General features: G+C 66.9%; 21 protein-coding genes and 5 tRNA genes. 7 read left to right on the forward strand and 19 right to left on the reverse strand.

Features of this window, described 5'->3' with window-relative positions:
- Positions 1-30: 30 nt before the first annotated feature.
- From ACT9F5_RS02465 to ACT9F5_RS02480, 4 genes are all read right to left on the reverse strand, one after another.
- Positions 31-438, reverse strand: coding sequence for a VOC family protein (locus ACT9F5_RS02465; RefSeq protein ID WP_445118345.1), 408 nt, complete (start codon positions 436-438; stop codon positions 31-33).
- Positions 439-603: 165 nt separating this feature from the next.
- Positions 604-2,430 (reverse strand): AAA family ATPase, encoded by a 1,827-nt coding sequence (locus ACT9F5_RS02470; RefSeq protein ID WP_445118346.1) that lies wholly within the window; start codon positions 2,428-2,430, stop codon positions 604-606.
- A gap of 199 nt (positions 2,431-2,629) precedes the next feature.
- Positions 2,630-2,719 (reverse strand) — tRNA-Ser (locus tag ACT9F5_RS02475).
- A gap of 67 nt (positions 2,720-2,786) precedes the next feature.
- On the reverse strand, positions 2,787-3,761 hold the full coding sequence (locus ACT9F5_RS02480; protein ID WP_445118347.1) for a LysR substrate-binding domain-containing protein: 975 nt from the start codon (positions 3,759-3,761) through the stop codon (positions 2,787-2,789).
- 117 nt (positions 3,762-3,878) lie between these two features.
- Here ACT9F5_RS02480 and ACT9F5_RS02485 point away from each other — a divergent pair, with 117 nt between their 5' ends.
- Positions 3,879-4,457, forward strand: a complete 579-nt coding sequence (locus ACT9F5_RS02485; protein ID WP_445118348.1) for an NAD(P)H-dependent oxidoreductase — start codon at positions 3,879-3,881, stop codon at positions 4,455-4,457.
- Between the two features lie 160 nt (positions 4,458-4,617).
- Here ACT9F5_RS02485 and serS read toward each other — a convergent pair whose 3' ends face one another.
- Positions 4,618-5,913 (reverse strand): serine--tRNA ligase, encoded by a 1,296-nt coding sequence (gene serS / locus ACT9F5_RS02490; RefSeq protein WP_445118349.1) that lies wholly within the window; start codon positions 5,911-5,913, stop codon positions 4,618-4,620.
- A 124-nt stretch (positions 5,914-6,037) separates the two neighbouring features.
- On the opposite strand from serS, the gene ACT9F5_RS02495 reads away from it, so the two are divergent.
- Positions 6,038-6,709, forward strand: a complete 672-nt coding sequence (locus ACT9F5_RS02495; protein ID WP_445118350.1) for a TonB family protein — start codon at positions 6,038-6,040, stop codon at positions 6,707-6,709.
- Positions 6,710-6,801: 92 nt separating this feature from the next.
- On the opposite strand, the gene aroA is transcribed toward ACT9F5_RS02495, so the two are convergent.
- The 5 genes from aroA to ACT9F5_RS02520 form a co-directional block, all read right to left on the reverse strand.
- Positions 6,802-8,136, reverse strand: coding sequence for a 3-phosphoshikimate 1-carboxyvinyltransferase (gene aroA, locus ACT9F5_RS02500; RefSeq protein ID WP_445118351.1), 1,335 nt, complete (start codon positions 8,134-8,136; stop codon positions 6,802-6,804).
- Positions 8,133-9,272: a histidinol-phosphate transaminase gene (gene hisC, locus ACT9F5_RS02505; RefSeq protein ID WP_445118352.1), complete on the reverse strand. Its 1,140-nt coding sequence runs from the start codon at positions 9,270-9,272 to the stop codon at positions 8,133-8,135. The genes aroA and hisC overlap by 4 nt, the downstream gene beginning before the upstream one ends.
- Positions 9,269-10,381: a prephenate dehydratase gene (gene pheA, locus ACT9F5_RS02510; protein WP_445118353.1), complete on the reverse strand. Its 1,113-nt coding sequence runs from the start codon at positions 10,379-10,381 to the stop codon at positions 9,269-9,271. Before pheA ends, hisC begins: the two co-directional genes overlap by 4 nt.
- Entirely contained in the window at positions 10,381-11,466 is a 1,086-nt protein-coding gene (serC, locus tag ACT9F5_RS02515) for a 3-phosphoserine/phosphohydroxythreonine transaminase (RefSeq protein WP_445118354.1), read from the reverse strand. Before serC ends, pheA begins: the two co-directional genes overlap by 1 nt.
- Before the next feature lie 94 nt (positions 11,467-11,560).
- The gene (locus ACT9F5_RS02520) at positions 11,561-12,364 is read right to left on the reverse strand and encodes an FHA domain-containing protein (RefSeq protein ID WP_445118355.1); all 804 of its coding nucleotides are present in this window, start codon (positions 12,362-12,364) and stop codon (positions 11,561-11,563) included.
- 98 nt (positions 12,365-12,462) lie between these two features.
- Here ACT9F5_RS02520 and ACT9F5_RS02525 point away from each other — a divergent pair, with 98 nt between their 5' ends.
- The 5 genes from ACT9F5_RS02525 to arsC all read left to right on the forward strand — a co-directional run bounded on the left by ACT9F5_RS02525 (position 12,463) and on the right by arsC (position 14,658).
- Positions 12,463-12,738, forward strand: coding sequence for a polyhydroxyalkanoic acid system family protein (locus ACT9F5_RS02525; RefSeq protein WP_445118356.1), 276 nt, complete (start codon positions 12,463-12,465; stop codon positions 12,736-12,738).
- An 86-nt stretch (positions 12,739-12,824) separates the two neighbouring features.
- Positions 12,825-13,793 carry a restriction endonuclease gene (locus ACT9F5_RS02530; RefSeq protein WP_445118357.1) on the forward strand — a complete coding sequence of 323 codons (969 nt, stop codon included), beginning with the start codon at positions 12,825-12,827 and terminating at the stop codon, positions 13,791-13,793.
- A gap of 63 nt (positions 13,794-13,856) precedes the next feature.
- Complete coding sequence (locus ACT9F5_RS02535) at positions 13,857-14,114, forward strand: acyl-CoA-binding protein (protein WP_445118358.1); 258 nt, start codon at positions 13,857-13,859, stop codon at positions 14,112-14,114.
- A gap of 49 nt (positions 14,115-14,163) precedes the next feature.
- Positions 14,164-14,238: transfer RNA gene (locus ACT9F5_RS02540), tRNA-Val, on the forward strand.
- A gap of 66 nt (positions 14,239-14,304) precedes the next feature.
- On the forward strand, positions 14,305-14,658 hold the full coding sequence (gene arsC, locus ACT9F5_RS02545) for an arsenate reductase (glutaredoxin) (protein WP_445118359.1): 354 nt from the start codon (positions 14,305-14,307) through the stop codon (positions 14,656-14,658).
- Positions 14,659-14,686: 28 nt separating this feature from the next.
- On the opposite strand, the gene ACT9F5_RS02550 is transcribed toward arsC, so the two are convergent.
- From ACT9F5_RS02550 to kdsB, 9 genes are all read right to left on the reverse strand, one after another.
- Positions 14,687-16,312, reverse strand: a complete 1,626-nt coding sequence (locus tag ACT9F5_RS02550) for a glutamate synthase-related protein (protein WP_445118360.1) — start codon at positions 16,310-16,312, stop codon at positions 14,687-14,689.
- A gap of 72 nt (positions 16,313-16,384) precedes the next feature.
- A complete protein-coding gene (locus ACT9F5_RS02555; RefSeq protein ID WP_445118361.1) occupies positions 16,385-17,617 on the reverse strand; it encodes a lytic murein transglycosylase in 1,233 nt (410 codons plus the stop codon).
- 148 nt (positions 17,618-17,765) lie between these two features.
- A tRNA-Leu gene (locus ACT9F5_RS02560) sits at positions 17,766-17,852 on the reverse strand.
- Between the two features lie 69 nt (positions 17,853-17,921).
- Positions 17,922-17,995: transfer RNA gene (locus ACT9F5_RS02565), tRNA-Cys, on the reverse strand.
- A gap of 125 nt (positions 17,996-18,120) precedes the next feature.
- Positions 18,121-18,196, reverse strand: a tRNA-Gly gene (locus ACT9F5_RS02570).
- 40 nt (positions 18,197-18,236) lie between these two features.
- Entirely contained in the window at positions 18,237-18,803 is a 567-nt protein-coding gene (pgsA, locus tag ACT9F5_RS02575) for a CDP-diacylglycerol--glycerol-3-phosphate 3-phosphatidyltransferase (RefSeq protein ID WP_445118362.1), read from the reverse strand.
- Positions 18,800-20,764 (reverse strand): excinuclease ABC subunit UvrC, encoded by a 1,965-nt coding sequence (gene uvrC / locus ACT9F5_RS02580; RefSeq protein ID WP_445118363.1) that lies wholly within the window; start codon positions 20,762-20,764, stop codon positions 18,800-18,802. The genes pgsA and uvrC overlap by 4 nt, the downstream gene beginning before the upstream one ends.
- A 23-nt stretch (positions 20,765-20,787) precedes the next feature.
- Entirely contained in the window at positions 20,788-21,270 is a 483-nt protein-coding gene (locus tag ACT9F5_RS02585) for an arsenate reductase/protein-tyrosine-phosphatase family protein (RefSeq protein WP_445118364.1), read from the reverse strand.
- Complete coding sequence (kdsB, locus tag ACT9F5_RS02590; RefSeq protein ID WP_445118365.1) at positions 21,263-22,036, reverse strand: 3-deoxy-manno-octulosonate cytidylyltransferase; 774 nt, start codon at positions 22,034-22,036, stop codon at positions 21,263-21,265. Before kdsB ends, ACT9F5_RS02585 begins: the two co-directional genes overlap by 8 nt.
- Between the last annotated feature and the right edge of the window lie 77 nt (positions 22,037-22,113).

The following is a 22,113-nucleotide window of genomic DNA, read 5'->3' on the forward strand; positions in this document are numbered from 1 at the left end:
GTCTCCCTGCATCCTGGCGCCGTTGCCCGCCTACCCCGCTGGAATGGCCGACGGATCCATCCACATCGCTTCCCAGACGTGGCCATCGGGGTCGGCCAGGTTGCGGTTGTACATGAAGCCCAGGTCCTGCTTCGGGTTGATGTCCGCAGCGCCGCCATGCGCGGCCGCCGCCGCGTTCATCGCATCGACCGCCTCGCGGCTGTCGAGCGAAATCGCGAGCAGCACTTCGCTGGAGGTCGAAGGCGGGATCGGACGACTGGTGAACGTGCGCCACTTGTCGTGGGTAAGCAGCATCACGTTGATCGCCTCGCTCCAGACCATGCAGGCGGCGGTGTCGTCGGTGAAATGGGGATTGTTCTTGAAGCCCAGCGCCTCGTAGAAGGCCATCGAAGCGGCGAGGTCGGCGACGGGGAGGTTTACGAAGATCATGCGGGTCATGGCGATGGCCTTTTCAGGGGTTGTGCGCGGTATGACGAATGGTCGGGGCTGGAATCGACAATCGCCACTTGCGGGTGTCCGGATAAAACCGTGGCCCGAGTCTGCTTACGTCCAGAAGCAGGCATCTACCTCCTGCCCCATCGGGAAGTGCCGTCCTACCCGTACCTACGCCAGCATGTCGCCCAAGCGACGGAACCAGCCGCGGACCTCGCCGTCTGGATCTCGCTCATCCAGCATTACGGCTGTCATGCAAGGGAAAGCCTGTTGGGCAAGCTTCTTTTTCGCCTTGGAGTCTTTGAGCGGATTTGCATGTCCAACGTGGGCTGCGAATGCTTCCCCAAAGACTTTGGGCGTTGCTTTGCCCGCCACCGGATGGTCAGTGACCTCGATCTCGAAGCCAAACGCCATTGAGATTGCGTCCTTATGGAGGTAGCTCTCAATCTCGTGTTTGGTCGTTACCACCCCCCATGAACCGTTCGCCCGCTCATTGACCTTCCTTGCATATTCAGCATAGTCAGGCACGTCACCGTCATAGATGTGCACCTCACGTTTGTTGAGACTGCGCAAGTAGTGCTGGTTGACCCAATGCTCCAGCGTGCCACCGCCGAGGACAACGAAGGCTAGGCGTTCATCAGATGAGAGATTGGGCAGGGTCGCATCGGCTTGATGCAGTGCATTGGACAGGGCCTTCAACGCCAAGACGTCGGTGGGACCCTCGACGCACACCAACACTTGAACGCGGCTGTCCGGGGTCACGCCTAGCGCTTCTGCAACTTGGCCGAATACGTCGACCCCGGATTGGATCTGAGGCTTTTTGGTATCAGCATGGCGCGAAACGTAGCGGATGCTCTCTTGAGGCAGCGAGGAGGCGAAGCCGGGGCTATGGGTGGTCAAGAGCACTTGGCAACCTGCATCTTCTGACAGTGCCTTGAACGAGTCGATAAGGATGCGCTGGTTGTTCGGGTGCTGCGCAGTCTCCGGCTCCTCGATGGCGTAGATGATGCTGCGTTTGGCGCTCGACGTGAGGCGACGCTCAGCCTCGGCCTTGAAGAAACTAACCAAGACCAATCGCCGTACGCCGCTACCCCGTTTATTCAGGGGAATACCGTCGTCGGTGTTCAAACCAAGGGAGAACAACCCCTGCCATTTGGCTGCAGTGGGTGGGTTGAACTGAGGAATCAGTTCACTGGCAAGGTTCGGATCGATCGTGGCAAGCGCAGCATGCGTGTTCTGCGCAATCTCCTCTGCTTTCTCACGCACCTTGGCTTGGATGCGCGCTATGTCATCCTGAACCTCTGCGATTGCCGCCGCCACGGCAGCCTTCATAGGACTTTGGACCTCGTCGTCGGAATCTCGGCTACTCCGATCGCTTTGGAACAGAGCGAACATGGGCAGGTGCGGCTCGATCTGCTCCCAGATTCGCTTCACATCTTCCTTGGACTTGCCCACAGGAATAGCGACCTCTTGGAGCTGAAGATCGCCGACGGCGGCCCAGATGGCGCGTCGCATGCCTGGATTACCCTTCAGCGCCACTTCCAGTTCGAGGTCTTTGACTCTTTTCTGAAGCTCTTTCTCTTTCAACTCCAAAAGATTGCCGCAGTCGGCCGCGGTGGGATGGTTGGCGATGACCAAGACCTCTGCGGACGGCTTCTTGCTTGCGCAATCGAAGGTCTTCCGGATCTTCAGCCGCCCATCCTTGGCCAACAGGAATTCGTCGGCCAAGGAAGTTTCAGCGCCCGCGTCCAAGGTTAGCGTGGGCGGAAGATCCGAAAACTCGCAGGTGATTGAGACGGTTTTGTCGGCGTTGTGAACGTGTGCATCCCCTTGCTCCATGGAGACGAGATCCCCGTTGAAGAAGATTTCCAAAGCTTCCAGGATGGTCGATTTGCCGATGTCGTTACGACCGACAAATGTCGTCAGATCGTCGAGCTCGACGCGAACGTCTTCCCCATAGCAGCGGAAATTGATAATGCTGACTGCTTCCAAACGCATGTCGTCGCTCCCCTTGGACCCATTCCGGCAGCAATATCTGCTGCGCGTCGATGATGCCGTAGAAACAATTGGCGCAACAACGGGAATGAGCGAATAGCTTGCGATCGCTTAGGAGACGACAAACGTCCTATTACCGAACCAACCCGCTACTTTCCGAGTAGTTCGAGCAGCCATGAAGGCAGCATCACTGCGGGCCAAATGGCGGAGAGAGTGGGATTCGAACCCACGGAAGGTTTGACCCTTCGCCGGTTTTCAAGACCGGTGCCTTAAACCGCTCGGCCATCTCTCCGTATGCAGCTTCGCGCCGCGCGTTGCACGCGGCGGGCGACATTCTCGCATGCCGGGGGCGGCTCCGCTCAGCGCTTGAAGGCTTCCAGCTCGGCCTCGGTGCAGGCCTTGCCCTTGATGTCGCTGCAGCCCAGCCGGGCGGATTCGACCAGGTCGGGCAGCTTCTCGGCGAGGAAGTCGATGAACACCCGCACCGCCGGCAGCATGCCGCGGCGCGAGGCGAACACGGCGTGGAAGATGCCCTGCGGCAGGCGCCATTCGGGCAGCACGACTTCCAGCTCGCCCTTGCGCACGGCTTCGGCGCAGATGGTCTCGGGCAGCATGGTGATGCCGACGCCCTGGGTGGCCAGCGACATCAGCATCGGGAAGTCGAAGCCGGCGACGCGCGGCTTGAGGTCGATCTTCCGCACCTCGTCGTCGGGGCCATGCAGTTCCCAGCGCTGGCGGACTTCGTCCTCGTGCATGCTCAGGGTGACGTGTTCGGCGAGGTCGTCGGGGCTGGCCGGGCGGCCCATCTTGCGCAGGTAGGTGGGGCTGGCGACCAGCAGTTCCTGGATCTGGCCGAAGCTGCGCATCACCAGGCTGCCGTCGTCGTCGAGCTTGCTGCGCACGCGCAGGGCGATGTCGACGCCCTCGTTGATGACGTCGACGCGGCGGTTGCTGACCTGCAGTTGCACGCGCACCTGCGGGTAGCGGGCGAGGAATTCGGGCAGCAGTCTCGGCAGTTGCTGCTGGGCGGTGCCGACCGGCACGCTGACCCGGATCACGCCGCGCGGCTCGGCGCTGAGGCGGTCGACCACTTCGTGCGCGGCCTGCGCCTCGGCCAGCATCGACTGGGCGTGGCGGTAGACGCTGGTGCCGACGTCGGTCACCGCGAACCGGCGCGTGGAGCGCTGCAGCAGGCGCACGCCAAGGTCGGTCTCGAGCTGGGTGATGCGGCGGCTCAGGCGCGATTTGGGGATGCCCAGGGCGCGCTCGGCGGCGGCGAAGCCCTGATGGTCCACCACCATCGCGAAGTAGTAGAGGTCGTTGAGGTCGTGCATCGGGATAATTCCAGAAACAGAACGTAGCGTGATATTAGACCGGGTTTATCCTGATTACGCAACGACCTAACGTGGTCCTCGACGCGGCGCTGCCGCCCTACTTCGACGAGGTCCACCATGAAACTGTTGCACATCGATTCCAGCGCGCTCGGCGCCAATTCCGTTACCCGCGAGCTGACCGCCGCGGTGGTCGCCCGCTGGCAAGACCGCGTGCCGGGGCTGCAGGTGCAATACCGCGACCTCGACGCCAACCCGGTGCCGCACCTGACCGGCCGCTCGCTGGCCAAGGCCGACCCGGCCGAGGTGGCCGACGCGGAGCAGGTGTTGAAGCAGTTCCTGGAGGCCGACGTGGTGGTGATCGGGGCGCCGATGTACAACTTCGCGATCCCGTCGACGCTGAAGGCGTGGATCGACCGGGTGACGGTCTCGGGGACGACGTTCCGCTACACCGAGAACGGGCCGGAAGGACTGGCCGGTGGCAAGAAGCTGGTGATCGCCAGCGGCCGCGGTGGCGTGCACAGCGGGGCGCCGAGTGATTTCCAGGAGCCGTTCCTGACGTTCCTGTTCGGGTTCCTCGGGATCACGGATGTGGAGTTCGTGCGGGCCGAGGGCGTGGCGATGTCGCCGCAGCATCGGGCCGAGGCGATGGCGGCGGCGCGGGAGTCGATTGTGGAACCGATCTGCGAGGCTGCGTAGAGGGTCTGGGGAGTCGCCGGCACTCCGCGGGCCGTTGTAGGAGCGGCTTTAGCCGCGATCTGGAGTTGGTGCGTGCAACCGACTCTCCGATCGCGGCTGAAGCCGCTCCTACGAAAAGCCGGAGAAAGCCGGAGAAGCCGAAGGAAGCCGGAAATCGGTGCTACGCGATCTTTTCCAGGCCACCCATGTAGGGGCGCAGCACTTCGGGGACGCTGATGCTGCCGTCGGCGTTCTGGTTGTTCTCCATCACGGCGATCAACGCGCGGCCGACGGCGACGCCGGAGCCGTTGAGGGTGTGGACGAGTTCGGGCTTGCCGGTCGCGGGGTTGCGCCAGCGGGCCTGCATTCGGCGGGCCTGGAAGGCTTCGCAGTTGGAGACCGATGAGATCTCGCGGTAGGTGTCCTGGCTGGGCAGCCAGACTTCGAGGTCGAAGGTCTTCGTCGCGGAGAAACCCATGTCGCCGCTGCACAGCAGCACGCGACGGTATGGCAGGCCCAGCTTCTCCAGCACCACTTCGGCGCAGCGGGTCATGCGGTCGTGCTCAGCGTAGGACTCCCCGGGCCGGGCGATGGTGACCAGTTCGACCTTCTCGAACTGGTGCTGGCGGATCATCCCGCGGGTGTCGCGGCCGTAGGCACCGGCTTCGGCGCGGAAGCACATCGAGTGCGCGGTCATGCGCAGCGGCATCGCGGCGTCGTCGAGTATCTCGTCGCGGACGATATTGGTCAGCGGCACTTCGGAGGTCGGGATCAGGTAGCGCCGGCTGCTGGCAGAGGCGGCGTCACCGATCGCGGTCGCGAACAGGTCGTCCTCGAACTTCGGCAACTGGCCGGTGCCCTGCATGCTCTCGGCGTTGACCAGCAACGGCACGCTGGTTTCTTCGTAGCCGTGTTCGTTGGTGTGCAGGTCGAGCATGAACTGGGCGAGCGCACGGTGCAGCCGGGCCAGCTGGCCGCGCAGCACGGTGAAGCGCGCGCCGCTGAGCTTGGCCGCGGTGTCGCCGTCGAGCCAGCCGTTGCGGGCGCCGAGTTCAACGTGGTCTTTCACCTCGAAATCGAACGTACGCGGCGTGCCCCAGCGGTGCTGCTCGACGTTGTCGGCCTCGTCCTTGCCGGCGGGGACGGATTCATGCGGCAGGTTCGGCAGGCCCAGCGCGATCGCGTCGAGTTCGGCCTTGATCACGTCCAGCCGCGTTTCGCTCGCTTTTAACTCGTCACCAAAACCGGCGACCTCGGCCAGCAGCGGCGTGACGTCCTCGCCCTTGGCCTTGGCCTGGCCGATCGCCTTGGAGCGGGTGTTGCGCAGGTTCTGCAGTTCCTGCGTGCGGACCTGGATCTGCTTGCGCTCGGTCTCCAGCGTTTCCAGCGCAGCGGCATCGAGGTCGAAGCCGCGCTTCTCGCGCAATTGCACGGCGAGTTCGGCGGGCTGCTGGCGCAACAGGTTCGGGTCGAGCATATCGGCATCGTTTCGAGTGATCTGATCGGCAATTATCGCGTGGAATCGCTGTCGATGGGCGCGGGTTTGGCGATGTTCGACCCGCTGTGTGCACAATGCGGCTCTGGCCACCATCGATCCGCCCATGTCAACGCCCTCGCCCGCTCCGCACCGTCCTTCGTCCAAGCTCGCCGCCTGGCGGCCGTCGCGCCGCGCGTTGTGGTGGATCCTCGGCGCCATCGTCGCCGGGTTCCTGCTGTTTGCGCTGGTCTGGTCGGGCGGCCGCAAGGGCGAGGACTTCTACCGCGTGGGCGATGCCCCGCCGACCGCGGCGGCGCCGGACTACGATCCGCTGCCCACTCCGTTGCCTGCGCGCGACGGTGAGGCCAGCGGGCTGGAGCCGGGACAGCGGAGTGCCGGGACCGAACCGGCGTCGGACGACGGCGACGAGCCGCGCCTGGTCGAGACCACGCCGCCACCGCCACCGTCCGCGCCCGCGGCACCGCCGCCGCCCGAGGCACCCGCTGCGTCGAGTCCGGCGTCCCAGCCGCGCCCGATCGCCGGACGCACCCCGCCACCGCGGTACCCGAACCGGGCATTGCGTCGCGGCGACCGCGGCACGGTGCTGGTGCGGGCAGCGATTGGCCCCGACGGGGTGCCAACCTCGGTCGAGGTGGCCGATGGCAGCGGCTCGCGACTGCTGGACCGCGCCGCAGTCGATGCGGTCGAGCGCTGGCGGTTCCACCCGGCGATGGTCGGTGGCCAGCCGACGGTGGGCACGGTGGTGGTGCCGATTTCGTTCGAGCCGAATCGCTGACCCCCGCCCTCTTCCGATCCTGTAGGAGCGGCTTCAGCCGCGATCGGAAAACCGGTCACTCGTCCGACTGCAGATCGCGGCTGAAGCCGCTCCTACGGGGACACGGCCTGTAGCGCCATTCCGGCTCGAGCCGCCAATACCTCGAAGCCGGGGAACGAGGTCGCGACGTTTGCTGTATCGCGGATGCGCACCTCGCCCCGCGCCAGTTGCGCGGCGATGGCGAAACTCATCGCGATGCGGTGGTCGCCGTGGCTTTCGATCCCGCCCGCGTCGAACAGGACTTCACTGCCCGCCCGGCCGTCGATCACCGCGCCATCGGGTGTTTCCTCGATCACCACGCCAAGTGCCCGCAAGCCCGCAGCCATCGTGGCAATACGGTCGGACTCCTTGACCCGCAATTCGGCCGCGCCACGAACGACGGTGCGACCATCGGCGCAAGCCGCGGCGATGAACAACGCCGGGAACTCATCGATCATGTCCGGGACCAGCGCTTCGGGTATCTCGATCCCATGCAGCGCGGCGTGGCGGACCACCAGGTCGGCGACCGGTTCGCCCCCCTGCTCCCGCGGGTTCTCTTCGCGTATGTCGGCGCCCATCAACTGCAGCGCCCGCAGCAGGCCGGTGCGCCTTGGGTTCATCCCCACCGCGTCGATGTGCAATTCCGAGCCCGGCACCACGCTGGCCGCGACCAGGAAGAACGCGGCCGAGGAGAAATCGGCAGGAACGTCGATGCGGGTGGCGCGCAGCCGGTGACCGCCGTTGAGGCGCGCGTGACCGGGCCCGTACTCGATCGGCCAGCCGAACGCGGTGAGCATGCGTTCGGTGTAGTCGCGGGTCGGGTGCGGTTCGCGGATTGTGGTCGGACCTCTCGCGTACAGGCCGGCCAGCAGCAATGCCGACTTCACCTGCGCGCTGGCGACCGGCAGCGCGTAGTCGATGCCGCGCAACGACTGGCCACCACGGATGCGGAGTGGCGGCACGCCCTGGACGCCCGTCTCGATCCTCGCGCCCATCAGCGCCAAAGGTTCGGTGACGCGCCGCATCGGCCGTTTCGACAACGATGCATCGCCAATCAATGCGCTGTCGAACGCCTGCCCCGAAAGCACGCCGGCCAGGAGCCGCATGCCGGTGCCGGCGTTGCCGCAGTCGAGCGGCTGCCCGCTGCCGCGCAGGCCGTGTAAGCCGACGCCGTGGACGACGCGGTCGGTATCGGCGGGGGCTTCGATGCGGACACCCAGTTGTTCGAATATGGCGGCGGTGGCGCGGGTGTCCTCGCCTTCAAGGAAGCCGTGGATCTCGGTGGTGCCTTCGGCAAGCGCACCCAGCATCACCGCGCGGTGCGAGATTGACTTGTCGCCCGGCACCCGGATGCGCCCACGCAACGGGCGCCCCGGAGCAGCAACCCAGTCGCGCGAGCCGCCGCTCATGCCAGCACCTCGTCGAGCACGGCCAGCAGGCGCCGGTTCTCGTCGGCGCTACCGACGGTGATGCGCAGCCATTCCGACAGGCCGTAGCCGCCCATCGGCCGCAGCACCACGCCGCGCTCGATCAAAGCGGTCTCGATGCCGGCGGTACCGGGACCGAACTCGGCCAGCACGAAGTTGGTCTGCGACGGCAACACCGCCAGCCCGCGCGCACGCAGTGCATCTGTCAGGGCGGTACGTTGTTCGGCATTGCGTTCGCTGGCCCATTGCAGGTGCGCGGTATCACCGAGCGCGGCCTCGCATGCGGCCAGGGCGGGTCCGTTGACGTTGAAGCTTTCGCGGATGCGCTCCATCACCGCGACCAGCCCCGACGCACCGACCAGGTAACCCACCCGCAAGCCGGCCAGCCCGTAGGCCTTGCTGAAGGTGCGGGTCAGCAGCAGGTTCGGATGCGTCGCCAGCTGTGGCAACGCGCAAGCACAGTCGGCGTCGGTGTCGGCCATCTCCGCGTAGGCTTCGTCCATCACCACGATCACCCCGGTCGGCACGCGCGTCATGAACGCCTCCAGCGCGACCCTGCCGAACCAGGTGCCGGTCGGATTGTTGGGATTCGCCAAGTAGACCAGCCGGGTCGCGGGCGTGATGGCGTCGGCGATCGCATCGAGATCGTGCCCAAGTGGCATGGCGGCGTCGCGCGGCAGTGCATCGACGATGCGGGCGGTTGCGCCGGTGGCCCGGGTCGCGATCGCGAACACGGCGAACCCATGCTGCGAAAACACCACCTCGTCGCCCGCGCCGGCGAACACCTGCGCCAGTTGCATCAACAACTCGTGCGAGCCGTTGCCAAGCAGGATCTGCGCGGGGTCGACACCGTGGGTCGCGGCGAGCGCCCGCTTCAGGCCGGCTCCGAGCGGATCCGGGTAGCGATGCAATGCATCCAGTTGCCCGAGCATGGCGTCGCGCGCGGCCGGCGACGGGCCGTAGGGATTTTCGTTGGACCCGAGTTCGAGCAGGTCCGTGCCGAAGCGCTGGCGAAGCGCCACCAGATCGTGCCCGGGATCGTAGGGGCGCAGGCGCCGGATACCGGGCGTGGCGCGGGATTCGAAATCGAGGGACGGGTCGACTGGCGCGACGCTCATGTAATCGCGACCGGGTACGAGCCGAGCACCTTGACCTCCTGGGCGAACTCCGCGAGCTCGTCCAGCGCGGCGCACACCGCGTCCTGTTCGACGTGGCCGCCGATGTCGACGAAGAACGCGTACTGCCAGCGGCCGGTGTGGCCGGGTCGCGACTCGATCCGGTTCATGCTCAGTCCGTGCCGTGCGAACGGCGCCAGCACGTGGTGGAGCGCGCCGGGCTGGTCCTTGATGAAGATCAGCAGCGAGGTACGGTCGTTGCCCGACGACGGGAACAGCTCGCGCCCCAGCACCAGGAACCGCGTGGTGTTGTCGGGCCGGTCCTCGATCGGCCCGGCCACTGCCTTGAGCCCGTAGACGTTGGCGGCGCTGATGCCGGCGATCGCGGCCGCGTCGTCGGCGTTGCGGGCACGACGCGCGGCCTCGGCATTGCTGGCCAGCGGGATCTTCTCGGCATCGGGCAGGTATTGGCGCAGCCACGCCTTGCACTGCGCGAACGACTGCGGATGCGAATAGACCCGCTCGATATCCTCGATCCGGCCGCTGCGCGACAACAGATGTTGATGCACGCGCAATTCGACCTCACCGCAGATCTTGACCTGCGAACTGAGGAACATGTCGAGGGTCGACTGGATCGTGCCCTGGGTGGAATTTTCGACCGGCACCACGCCGAAGTCGGCCGCGCCGGACTCGACCTCGCCGAACACCTCGTCGATGCTGCCCAGCGGCAACCCGTGGATCGAGTGGCCGAAATGCTTGTACACCGCTTGCTGCGAGTGAGTGCCCTCCGGCCCGAGGAAGCCGATCTTGAGCGGCTCCTGCTGGGCCAGGCAGGCTGACATGATTTCGCGGAACAACCGCACCAGCACGTCGTCGCCCAACGGGCCGTCGTTGCGGTCGACCACCCGCCGCAACACCTGCGCCTCGCGCTCGGGCCGGTAGTAATCGACCGCGGCCGCCAGCTTGCCCTTGGCGCGGCCGACCTGCCCGGCGAACTGCGCGCGTTCGGCGATGAGTTCCTGGATGCTTCGGTCGATGCCGTCGATGCGTTCGCGCAGGTCGGCAAGATCGGGACCGGCCTTGGTGGAACCGGTTTTACTGGAAGTAGCCATCAGCCGTGCCGCCCCTGGAATGCCTGCATGAAGCCTGTGAGCGCCTGCACGCCCGCCTCCGGCATCGCGTTGTAGATCGACGCGCGCATGCCGCCCAGTGCGCGATGGCCCTTGAGCGAGATCAGCCCGGCCGCCCGCGCCTCGTCGAGGAATACCGGATCCAGCGCATCGTCGTGCAGGAAGAACGGGACGTTCATCCGCGAGCGCGCCGCCGGTGCCACCTCGTTGCGGTAGAACCCGCCCGAACCGTCGATCGCGGCATACAGCAGCGCGGCCTTGCGCGCGTTGCGGCGGGCGAACTCCGCCACCCCGCCCTCGGCCAGCATCCACTTGAACACCAGCCCGGCGAGGTACCAGTTGAAGCTCGGCGGGGTGTTGAGCATCGAGCCGGCCTTGGCGTGGGCGGCATAGTCGAAGATCGGCGCGCGTGGCTGGCCCGCGCGCTCGAGCAGGTCGCGCCGCAGGATCACCACGCTGACCCCGACCGGACCGAGGTTCTTCTGCGCACCGGCGTAGATCATCCCGAACCGGGACACGTCGATCGGCTCGGCCGCGATGCTGGAACTGAAGTCGGCGACCAGCGGCACCGCACCCACGTCCGGCACCTCGCGGAACTCGACGCCATGGATGGTCTCGTTTGCGGTGTAGTGCACATAGGCCGCGTCCGCCGACAACCGCCAGTCGCCGCGCGCCGGGATGTCGCGGAAACCGCCGGCTTCGCTGCTGGCCACCACGCGCGCCTCGGCATACGGCGTCGCCTGTTTCAACGCGGTCCTGCCCCAATGGCCGGTGACCACGTAATCGGCAGCCTGTCCCGGCGACGCCAGGTTCAATGCGACCAGGGCCTGCTGGGTCGTGGCACCACCGGACAGGAACAGCACCGCATAGTCGTCCGGAATCGACAACAGGGTCCGCAAGTCGGCTTCCGCTTCGGCGGCGACCTGCATGAACTCGGGCCCGCGATGGCTCAACTCGACCAGCGAAGCGCCCGCGTCGCGCCATTCCAGCAACTCGTCACGCGCCTGCCGCAACACGGATTCGGGAAGGGTCGCGGGACCGGCACTGAAGTTGAACGCGCGGGACATTCGGGTGGTTCCGAGGAGCGTGACCGGCAGTATGCCGCAGTGCACCACGACCCGCGGACATGGTTGCATCCGCAACCAACCGGCGCGTCGCCGGCTATCGCACGCCGTACAGGAGCAGCAGGGTCAGCGCGCCGGCCAGCAGCAACGCGGCGAGCAACAGCCATGGCAACCGGCGCATCGACGAGTTGATGGGTGATGGTGCGGGTTCGCTGGGCGACCGGAACTCGATTTCTTCGTCCATCGGCAGCACCGGGGCCGCCGCCGGTGCGCCCGACAACGGCGACTCCAGCACGAACCGGTGCTGGGCACCGAAGGCGACCTGGTCGCCGGGGCGCAACAGCGCGTCGCGCACCGAATGGCCGTTGACCACGGTGCCATCGGCGGATCCGAGGTCACGCAGCACCACGCCATCCTGGTGCGGCTCCAGCCGCGCGTGGCGTTCGGCGAAGGTGGGTTCGTCGATGCGGATGTCGCATTCGACCAGTCGCCCGATCTCGCGCGACTGGTCGAGGCTGTAGCAACGCCCGTGGTGCAGGCCGCCGACGCCACGCAGGACCGCCCGGCTGTCGATGGCACGGACATCCGGCACGCTGTGCGGCATCGGCCTCGGGTCGGCGCCAAGCAAGGTCAGTTCGATGCCGTCGATGTGCACGCTGTCGCCGGCGCGCAGCATCGCCATCCGCCGCACCGGACGGCCGTTGACGTGCAATCCCGGCGCGCTATCGCGCAATTGCAACCAGGCGCCGCGACGATCGATGCAGAACTGCACCAGTGCGTCATCGGGGTGGTCGACCAGGCACGGACGGCCGTCGGAGGCATGGCCAATGGCGTGCACGCCCGGGGTCAGCACCAGGTCGTCACGCTCACGGTTTTGGAATCGCAGTCTCAGGGCATCCACGCCGCGGCAATCTAGCACGACGACACGCCCGCGCCCACGGATTTTGATGCCGGCGCCGCGCACCGCACAATACGCACGACCGCATCCCAGGAGTTCCCATGGCCAGCATCGACATCCAGCACCCCCACTCGATGAATCCCGGCCATGCGCGCCAGGCCGTGCAGGAGGTCGCCGACAAGCTGGTCGAACGCTTCGGCGTGGTCTACCAGTGGAACGGCGACATCCTCGACTTCACCCGCAACGGCATCGAAGGTCGCATCGCCCTGCTGCCCTCGCAGCTGCACGTCACCGCACAGTTGGGGTTCCTGCTCGGCGCGATGAAGGGGCCGATCGAAGCGGAGATCCGGCGGGTGCTCGGCGAACGTTTCTCCTGAGCGTGCGCCGGCTCACTTAACATTCGCCGCGCTCCACGTATATTGCCGGCGGATTTTCCGGAACCTCGGACAGGTAGACCCGACGCATGCTCACAGTTTCATTCGTGGTGACCGCCCTCGTCATCGCCGGCGTAGTTGGCGGCGGCATCACCGCTTGGTTATGGACGACCCATTGCCGGCACCTGGTCGCCACCGGTGGCCTGCGTGCACTGGCCGCCATGCGCTGGCGCGAGTTCTCCCGGTTCGTGATCGAGGCACTGCAGCAACAGGGTTTCGAAGCCAGCCGGATCGAGCCCGATGCCAACCGCGGCCAGCAGGCCGACCTTCTGCTCAACCGGGATGGGCAGACCTGGCTGCTCAGCTGCAAGCAAGGCGTCAATTACCGCATCACCGCGGCGATGGTCGACGAGCTGGCCCGGGCGGTACGTGGCAGCAATGCCCGTGGCGGGATCCTCGCCACCCTCGGGCGGGTCGATCCCGATGCGCGCAAGCAGAACCAGGGCATCGAACTGCTGGATGGCGCCACCCTCTGGCCACTGATCGATCCGTTGCTGCCGCCGAGCCTGCATCGTGACCTCGTCGCGCGCGCCCACGCACAGGTCGCGCGCACCACCGGACTGGTCTGGGTCGGCGCGCTCGCATTGGGACTGACGGCGGCGATGTTGCTGACGGGGGATAGCGAGTCGAGCGTGACGCCAGCCCCCGCGCCAGTGTTACAAGAGCAAGCGGCCGCTCCGCCCGCAACCGAAGCCGCGACCGTTTCGGCAACCGGCGCCGATGCGCCGGAACCGGAACCAGAGTCGGCACCGAGCGAAGACGAAGAGCGACTCGATATCACCCAGGCGGTGTCGACCCTGCCCGGCATCGAACGCGCCGGCTGGGCCACCCGCTCGACCCTGCTGGTGCAACTGCTGCCCGGTGCCAGCCAGGAGCAGATCGATGCCATCTGCCCGGTGCTGGAACGCAGCCAACTCCTGCGCACCTCGCGCGTGCAGTTGCAGCCGCCGCCGGGCAGCGCCGATCCAGTCCGCTTCATCCAGTGCCGGACCTTCTGACGCGGTTGACCCACCTTTCACTGCGTGCTGTCATGCCCGTCTCAGCACGTTGCGGGGAACGTCATGCCGGACCTGAAGACCGCCTTCGAACGCGCCGCCCACGACGTCCAGAGCCTCTCCGAACGCCCCGGCAATGAGGACCTGCTGCGGCTGTATGCGCTCTACAAGCAGGCCACCGAGGGCGACGTCAGCGGCGACAAGCCGGGCTTCTTCGATTTCGTCGGCACCGCCAAGTACGAAGCCTGGGCCGCGATTGCAGGCACCAGCCGCGACGAGGCGATGCGCCGCTACATCGAGCTGGTGGACCGGTTCCGCGATTGAGGCTTGCCGCCGCGCCAGCCGCCCAGTAAACTGCGCGGCCAGCATTACCGGGCGGTTAGCTCAGCGGTAGAGCATTGCCTTCACACGGCAAGGGTCGCAGGTTCGATCCCTGCACCGCCCACCAAGCTGCACAGAAGGCCGGCCGCACGCCGGCTTTTTTCGTTTTCCGCCCCTCCCAAAAGGCGCCGCGATGAACGATACCCGCCTGTACCACAACCCGCGCTGCTCCAAGTCCCGCGGCACCCTTGAACTGCTGCGCGAGCGCGGCGTCGAGCCGCGGGTCATCGCCTACCTCGACACCCCGCCCCCGGCCGACGAACTGCGCGGGCTGCTGGCGATGCTCGACCTTCCGGCACGCGACCTGCTGCGTACCGGTGAAGCCGAGTACGCGGAACTGGGGCTGGCCGACACCGGCAAGTCGGAAGACGAGCTGATCGACGCAATGGCCCGCCACCCGCGCCTGATCGAGCGACCGATCTTCGTCCACGGTGGACGGGCGGTGATAGGTCGCCCGCCGGAACGCGTGCTCGACCTTCTGGACTGAGGTCCCGGCTGAGCCGACCCGCCGCCGGCTAGAACGATTTGCTCTCGCGCATCTTCGTGGCCCTGGCCGGTGCGCTGAACGAATCGCTGCGCGCGCTCGCCCAGAACGACTGGAACACCGCGTGGTCGGGGATGCCTTTCAACAGGTCGCCCGGCTCAAGGAAGCGGTACAACGCCGCCAGCGAGCGCACCTCGAACGGCGACACCCGACGCAGTATGTGCTCGGGGCCGACCTCGCGCGGATGGCTCAGCCCCGCCGCGCACAGCAGGTCGCGCAATGCCCGCAGGGTGTTGTCATGGAAGTTGTGCACCCGGGTCGCCTTGTCCACCACGTCCAGGTGTTTCCAGCGCGTCGGGTCCTGGGTTGCCACGCCGGTCGGGCACTCGCCGGTGTGGCAGGCCAGCGCCTGGATGCATCCCACCGCGAACATGAAGCCGCGGCCGGCATTGCACCAGTCCGCGCCCATCGCCAGCGTGCGCGCCAGGTCGAACGCGCTGGTGATCCGCCCGGCCGAGCCGATGCGCAGGTTATCGCGCAGCTCCAGCCCGACCAGCGTGTTGTGGACCAGCATCAACGCCTCGTGCATCGGCAGGCCGACATGGTCCATGAACTCCGCCGGGGCCGCGCCGGTACCACCCTCGGCGCCGTCGACGACGATGAAATCCGGCAACAACCCGGTTTCCTTCATCGCCTTGGCGATGCCGAACCATTCCCAGGGATGGCCGATCGCCAATTTGAAGCCGGTCGGCTTGCCGCCGGACAGCCGACGCAGTTCGGCGACGAATTCGAGCAGCCCGACCGGCGTGGAAAAGGCGCTGTGCTGTGCCGGCGACACGCAATCGACCCACGGCAGCACGCCGCGGGTGGCGGCGACCTCCTCGGTCACCTTGGGCGCCGGCAGCACCCCGCCGTGGCCCGGCTTGGCGCCCTGCGACAGCTTGATCTCGACCAGCTTGACCTGCGGGTCGGTGGCATTGGCGACGAAGCGCTCGACGCTGAAGTTGCCGTGCTCGTCGCGGCAACCGAAGTAACCCGAACCGATCTCCCAGCACAGGTCGCCGCCATGCTCCCGGTGGTACGGCGAGATCGAGCCCTCGCCGGTGTCGTGGTAGAAGCCGCCAGCCTTGGCACCCTTGTTGAGCGCGCGGATCGCGTTGGCCGACAGCGAACCCCAGCTCATCGCCGAGATGTTGAACACGCTCGCCGAGTACGGCTGTGCGCTCTTTTCGCCGATCATCACGCGGAAGTCGGGGTCACCATGCGGGGTCGGCACCATCGAATGGTTGATCCACTCGTAGTCGTTGCCGTAGACGTCCTGCAGGGTGCCGAAAGGCCGGGTATCGATGACCGACTTGGACCGCTGGTAGACCAGTGCACGCTGCAATCGCGAGAACGGGACTTCGGCGGTATCGGCCTGGATGAAGTACTGCCGCATCTCCGGCCCGATCGACTCCAGCCCGTAGCGGAAGTGCGCGAGGACCGGGTAGTTGCGCCGCAGGGTGCTGCGCCGTTGCAGCAGGTCCCAGGTACCCAGCGCGGCCAGCGCGCCGAACACCACCAGTGCCCATAGCCATCCACGGTCCAGCCACAGGGTCATGACCGCCGAAAGCAGGGCCATGACGACACAGAGGATGTAGAGGGCGTAACGCGACATGCAGGCTCCCGCAGGTTCGGTCGGTCCCCGAGGATACCTGCCATGCGTGGATGCAGCAGGTCTGCCCGGCTCCTAGCGGATGGTGGCTCCCGTTGCTTCGGCTGGCGCGTCGGCACGCAACGCCTGCAACAGGCGCTGGCTGGCACGGCCATCGCTCGCCAGTCCCAGCCGTTGCTGCTCCAGGCGGATCGCGGCGCGGCTGTTGCTGCCGATGATGCCGTCGACCTCGCCTATCGCGTGGCCGCGTTGCAGCAACAGTGTCTGCAACTCACGCCGCTCGCTTCGCGACAGGCCCGGGTCGTCGGTTGGCCAGTCCTGCACGAACCCGCCCTGCCCGCGCAACCGGTCGGACAGGTGCGCGATCGCCAGCGCGTAGCTCTCGGCCGCGTTGTAGGAATAGATCGCGTCGAAGTTCTTGAACACCAGGAACGCCGGGCCCGCACTACCGGCCGGCAGCAGCAGCGCGGACGGTGTCGATGTAGCGTCGATCGCAGTGCCATCGGCACGGCGAATTCCACGGCCCGTCCAGTAGGACAACGGGCGCCGCTCCGTCCGGCCGCTCACCGACAGGTCGAATCCCGCCGGCAGCCGGACTTCGTAGCCCCAGGGCTCGCCACTGCGCCAACCGGAGCGCTCGAGGTAGTTGGCGGTCGACGCAAGCGCATCGGGAATGCTGCCGACCAGATCGCGCCGTCCGTCGCCGTCGAAGTCAACCGCGATGCGCCGGAAGGTCGAAGGCATGAACTGGGTATGCCCGAACGCGCCGGCCCATGAGCCGACCAGCTTGTCGGCCGCCACGTCGCCGGACTGGATGATCCGCAGCGTCGAGAACAGCTCGCCCCGGAAGAACTCCTGGCGCCGGCCCATGCATGAAAGCGTGGTCAGCGACTGCAGCAACGGCCGGCTGCCGGAAGTACGGCCGAAGTCGCTCTCCACGCCCCACACCGCGACCACGGTTGCCGGGTCAACTCCGTACTGTTGCTGCACCCGCGCCAGCGTCGCCGCGTGTTGCGCCAGCATCGCCTTGCCGTCGGCGACGCGTTCCTCGTCGACCAGCCCGGCCAGGTAGTCCCAGATCGGTGTCTTGAACTCCGGCTGGGCATCCAGCAACCGCAGCACCGAGGTGTCCGGCTCCACCGACCGCACGTTCAGGTCGAACAACGCCTCGTTCACTCCGGCACCCGTGGCCTTGCGTTCGAGCACGTCGAGGCAGCGGTTGAATTCCGACACGTCGTAATCGGGCGGCGCAGCCATCTGAGGCGCAGCAGGCAGAACGAGCGCGAGCAGGGTTGGAAGCATGTCCAAACCTTATCGATACGCGGTGACGGGGCCGTCATGGCAGGAGCGCGATCGGCTCCAATGTAGGAGCGACGTAAGTCGCGATTGCGCCAATGTCCGGTTTCGCCGTGCGTTCGCGACTTACGTCGCTCCTACCCGAAGCGCGTCATCGCGCTGGTGCCCGGACCGGGAATCGAACCCGGATAGCCTTGCGGCTGACGGATTTTAAGTCCGTTGCGTCTACCAGTTCCGCCATCCGGGCGTGCCCAACCAAGCACGGCCTAGTCTACCGTTACGCAAAGAAAAAGCCCGCCGAAGCGGGCTTTCAAAATGGAGGCCGAGGTCGGAATTGAACCGGCGTACGCGGATTTGCAGTCCGCTGCATAACCACTCTGCCACCCGGCCGGATGACGCACCCCGCAAGCATACCGCCTGCGATGCCGGTTGCACGAGGCAACCCCTGGAAAAAACAAAACCCCGCGAGCGGGGTTTGTTTCGAAAACCGCTCCGGCGAACCGGAGCGCGAAATCTGGAGCGGGAAACGAGACTCGAACTCGCGACCCCGACCTTGGCAAGGTCGTGCTCTACCAACTGAGCTATTCCCGCTGAGGAGCCGCCATTTTAGGCATCCGGGGAAAACTGTCAACTACTGTCGCGCGTCTTCCTTCAGGGTCGGCCACGCCGCGCGCAGGTAAGCCAGCCCCGACCACAGCGTCAGCAGCGCCGCGGCCGCCAGCAGCCACTCGCCGATGACGAAGATCGGCAGGCCGATGAAGTTGTCCTGGTACAGCAGGCAGGTCAGCGCGACCATCTGCACGATGGTCTTGACCTTGCCGATCGCGGCGACTTTCACCTTCGCCCGCTGGCCCAGTTCGGCCATCCATTCACGCAGTGCCGAGACGGCGATTTCGCGGCCGATGATCACCGCGGCCCACAGCGCCATCCAGATGGTGGGGTGCGCCTGCACGGTCAGCATCAGCGCCGTGGCGACCATCAGCTTGTCGGCGACCGGGTCCAGGAACGCGCCGAACGCGGAATACTGGTCGTAGCGGCGGGCGATCCAGCCATCGAGCCAGTCGGTGAGCGAGGCGATCGCGAAGATCGCAGCGGCGGTTTCGTTGGTCCACCTGAACGGCAGGTAGAAGACCAGGACCAGCACCGGGATCAGCAGGATCCGCAGCAGGGTGATCATGGTCGGTACCGTCAACTTCATTTGTCGCTCCGTGTCGCATCCTGGCGGGACCCGTCCTCGACGGCATCCAACCCGTGCAGGGTCGCATAGATGCGCTCGGCGAGGGCGTCGTTGACCCCGTCGACACGCGAGATTTCCTCCACCCCGGCGGCCTTCAGACCGGCCAGGCCGCCAAAATGGCGCAGCAGGTTGGCGCGCCGACGCGGACCGATTCCCGGGATGTCCTCCAATCGGCTGGTGTTGCGGGCCTTCTGGCGACGGCCGCGGTGCCCGGTGATGGCGAACCGGTGCGCTTCGTCGCGAACCTGTTGGACCAGTTGCAGCGCGGGCGACTCCGCGCCGGGGCGGACGCTGCGGCCCGGCTTTCCATCGATACCGGGCAGCAGCAATTCCTCGTCGCCGGGCCGGCGCGCCGGTCCCTTGGCGACGCCGACCAGCACGACGCCCTCGACCCCCAGTTCGTCCAGCACCGCCCTCGCCTGCGCGACCTGCCCCGCGCCGCCGTCGATCAGAAGGATGTCGGGCAGCACCGCAGCGGCTCTGGTGGCGCGCTTGGCGCCGGCGGGCTGTTCGCTGGTGGCTTCGTCGGCACTGGCGGCAAGCTCCGCCGCAGCCGTCACCGATCGCCGGAAACGCCGATGGATCGCTTGGTGCATCGCCGCGTAGTCATCGCCCGGCTCGATTCCGGTGATGTTGTAGCGGCGGTACTGGCCGCGCACCGGACCCTCGGCGTCGAACACCACGCACGAGGCCACGGTCGCCTCGCCCATGGTGTGGCTGATGTCGAAGCATTCGATCCGCGATGGCAGTGCGTCGAGTCCGAGCAAGTCGCGCAATCCCTCGGCGCGGGCCAATTGCGCGGCGTGGCTGGTGCGTTCGCTGGCGAGCGTGATTTCGGCGTTGCGACGGGCCAGGTCGAGGTAACCGGCGCGCTCGCCACGCACGCTGGTGCGCAACTGGACCTTGCGCTCGCCGGCGCTCGAAAGCGCCTCCTCGATCAGTCCCCGGTCCGGAATGTCGCGGTCGAGCACGATCTCGCGCGGCGGGATCTGCTCGCCGTAGTACTGCGACACGAACGCGGCCAGCACTTCCTCCGGATTCTCACTGCCGTTGGTCCGGGGAAAGAACGCGCGGGTACCAAGGTTGCGACCGTCGCGGAACGCCAGCAGCATCACGCAGGCTGCGGCGCCCTGCATCGCTACCGCGAGCACATCGAGGTCGGCCGCGCGCCCATCGACATACTGGCGCGCCTGCAGGGTGCGAATCGAGCTGACCAGGTCGCGCAGCCGCGCGGCCTCTTCGAAGTCGAGCCGGGCGCTGGCCGCTTCCATCAAACGTCCCAGTTCGTCGGTGAGCTCGTCACTGCGCCCGTCCAGCAGCAGCGCGGCGCGGCGCACGCTTTCGTCGTACTCGCGCGGTGGCACCAGTCCGACGCAGGGTGCACTGCAACGACCGATCTGGTGCTGCAGGCACGGCCGCGAGCGATTGCGGAACACGCTGTCCTCGCAGCTGCGCAGCTTGAACAGCTTGTGCATCAGGTTGAGCGTGTCGCGCACCGCGCCGACGCTCGCGTACGGGCCGAAATAGCGCCCCGGGACCGCACGCGGGCCGCGGTGCATCGCGATCCGCGGCCAGGTCTCGTTGGTCATCAGCACGTACGGGTAGCTCTTGTCGTCGCGCAGCAGCACGTTGTAGCGCGGCTTCAGTGACTTGATCAGCTGGTTTTCGAGGATCAGCGCCTCCGCCTCGGTACGGGTGACGGTGACCTCCATGCGCGCCGTCTGGTTGAGCATCGTCATGATGCGCGCCGACTTCGGGGTCGCGTTGAAGTAGCTGGACACCCGGTTGCGCAGTGCGCTGGCCTTGCCGACGTACAACGCGCTGTCGTCGGCGCCGATCATGCGGTACACGCCCGGCGCGGTGCTGAGCCCGCGGGCGAAGGCCTTGCCGTCGAATTCGGATGGTTTGCTGCGGGTGCTCACATCGACCTCATGGATGCGGTCGATTATCGGTGATCCCGCAGGCGCCGGACGACGCCGTCCGCGGCACGCTCCAACAGCGTCCAGACCTGCTCGAAGTTTTCCGGCCCTCCGGTGTAGGGGTCGGGAACCTCGCCGTCGGGTTCCACCCCGGCCCAGTCGAGCAGCAGGACCGCCTTGTCGCGGGCCGCGGCGTCGGGCGCCAGTGCGCGCACGTTACGCAGGTTGTCGCGATCGGCGCACAGCAACCAGTCGAATGCGGCGAAATCGCGGCTCGACAGCTGCCGGCCACGGAGCCCGGCGATATCCACGCCGTGTGCGGCGGCGGTCGCGACCGCCCGGTGGTCGGGGCTGCAGCCGATGTGCCAGTCGCCGGTGCCGGCCGAGTCGATCTCGACCACGTCGCCGAGCCCGGCCGCCTCGATCCGGGCGCGCACCACCCCTTCAGCGGTTGGCGAGCGGCAGATGTTGCCGAGGCAGACCATCAGCAGCCGCGTCGGTTCAGCCATGGCCGGCCAGCCTCGCTTCGGCGCGTTCCAGGTCCGCGGGTGTGTCGACGCCCGGTGGGAACAACTCCGGGGTCAGCCCGACCGCGATCCGGTGCCCCGCTTCGAGCACGCGCAACTGCTCCAGCGACTCCACCCGTTCCAGCCGACCCGCCGGCATCGCCGCGAAACGCTGCAGGAAGCGCACGCGATAGCCGTAGATGCCGATGTGGCGCAACCAGGCGTGGCCTTCGGGCATGCGGGCGCTATCGGTAGCGAATGCGTCGCGCGGCCAGGGGATCGGCGCGCGGCTGAAGTACAGCGCGTCGCCATTGTCGGCGCGCACCAGCTTGACCGCGTTCGGATCCAGCAGGGTTTCGACGTCGGTGACCGGCGCGGCGAGTGTCGCCATCTCCGCGCCGCTATCGCGCAACAACTCTGCAACCGCACTGATACCGGCAGCGGGCGCGAACGGCTCGTCGCCCTGCAGGTTGACCACGATGGTGTGATCGTCCCACCCGGCAATGCGGGCGCATTCGGCGAGGCGATCGGTACCGGAAACGTGATCCACCGAGGTCATCGCGACCCGTACACCATGTCCATCCAGCGCCTCGGCAATGCGCGGGTCGTCGGCAGCGACCCAGACCTCGCGCGCACCGGCGGCGAGCGCCCGACGGGCGACGTGCAGCACCAGGGGCTCGCCCGCAAGCAGCCGCAGCGGCTTGCCCGGCAGGCGCGAGGCGGAATAACGCGCGGGGATGGCGACTACGAAATCGGACGATGCGGTCATGGCTGCGATTCTGACATGACGGCCGCCACGCTTCCGACCTGATCCGACTCTTGTAGGAGCGGCTTCAGCCGCGATCT

This window comes from Lysobacter sp. F6437, assembly GCF_052547215.1.

Coding starts and splice junctions, on each gene's coding strand:
- ACT9F5_RS02465 (WP_445118345.1), bottom strand. CDS start 438: ATGACCCGCATGATCTTCGTAAACCTCCCCGTCGCCGACCTCGCCGCT.
- ACT9F5_RS02470 (WP_445118346.1), bottom strand. CDS start 2,430: ATGCGTTTGGAAGCAGTCAGCATTATCAATTTCCGCTGCTATGGGGAA.
- ACT9F5_RS02480 (WP_445118347.1), bottom strand. CDS start 3,761: ATGCACGACCTCAACGACCTCTACTACTTCGCGATGGTGGTGGACCAT.
- ACT9F5_RS02485 (WP_445118348.1), top strand. CDS start 3,879: ATGAAACTGTTGCACATCGATTCCAGCGCGCTCGGCGCCAATTCCGTT.
- serS (WP_445118349.1), bottom strand. CDS start 5,913: ATGCTCGACCCGAACCTGTTGCGCCAGCAGCCCGCCGAACTCGCCGTG.
- ACT9F5_RS02495 (WP_445118350.1), top strand. CDS start 6,038: ATGTCAACGCCCTCGCCCGCTCCGCACCGTCCTTCGTCCAAGCTCGCC.
- aroA (WP_445118351.1), bottom strand. CDS start 8,136: ATGAGCGGCGGCTCGCGCGACTGGGTTGCTGCTCCGGGGCGCCCGTTG.
- hisC (WP_445118352.1), bottom strand. CDS start 9,272: ATGAGCGTCGCGCCAGTCGACCCGTCCCTCGATTTCGAATCCCGCGCC.
- pheA (WP_445118353.1), bottom strand. CDS start 10,381: ATGGCTACTTCCAGTAAAACCGGTTCCACCAAGGCCGGTCCCGATCTT.
- serC (WP_445118354.1), bottom strand. CDS start 11,466: ATGTCCCGCGCGTTCAACTTCAGTGCCGGTCCCGCGACCCTTCCCGAA.
- ACT9F5_RS02525 (WP_445118356.1), top strand. CDS start 12,463: ATGGCCAGCATCGACATCCAGCACCCCCACTCGATGAATCCCGGCCAT.
- ACT9F5_RS02530 (WP_445118357.1), top strand. CDS start 12,825: ATGCTCACAGTTTCATTCGTGGTGACCGCCCTCGTCATCGCCGGCGTA.
- ACT9F5_RS02535 (WP_445118358.1), top strand. CDS start 13,857: ATGCCGGACCTGAAGACCGCCTTCGAACGCGCCGCCCACGACGTCCAG.
- arsC (WP_445118359.1), top strand. CDS start 14,305: ATGAACGATACCCGCCTGTACCACAACCCGCGCTGCTCCAAGTCCCGC.
- ACT9F5_RS02550 (WP_445118360.1), bottom strand. CDS start 16,312: ATGTCGCGTTACGCCCTCTACATCCTCTGTGTCGTCATGGCCCTGCTT.
- pgsA (WP_445118362.1), bottom strand. CDS start 18,803: ATGAAGTTGACGGTACCGACCATGATCACCCTGCTGCGGATCCTGCTG.
- ACT9F5_RS02585 (WP_445118364.1), bottom strand. CDS start 21,270: ATGGCTGAACCGACGCGGCTGCTGATGGTCTGCCTCGGCAACATCTGC.
- kdsB (WP_445118365.1), bottom strand. CDS start 22,036: ATGACCGCATCGTCCGATTTCGTAGTCGCCATCCCCGCGCGTTATTCC.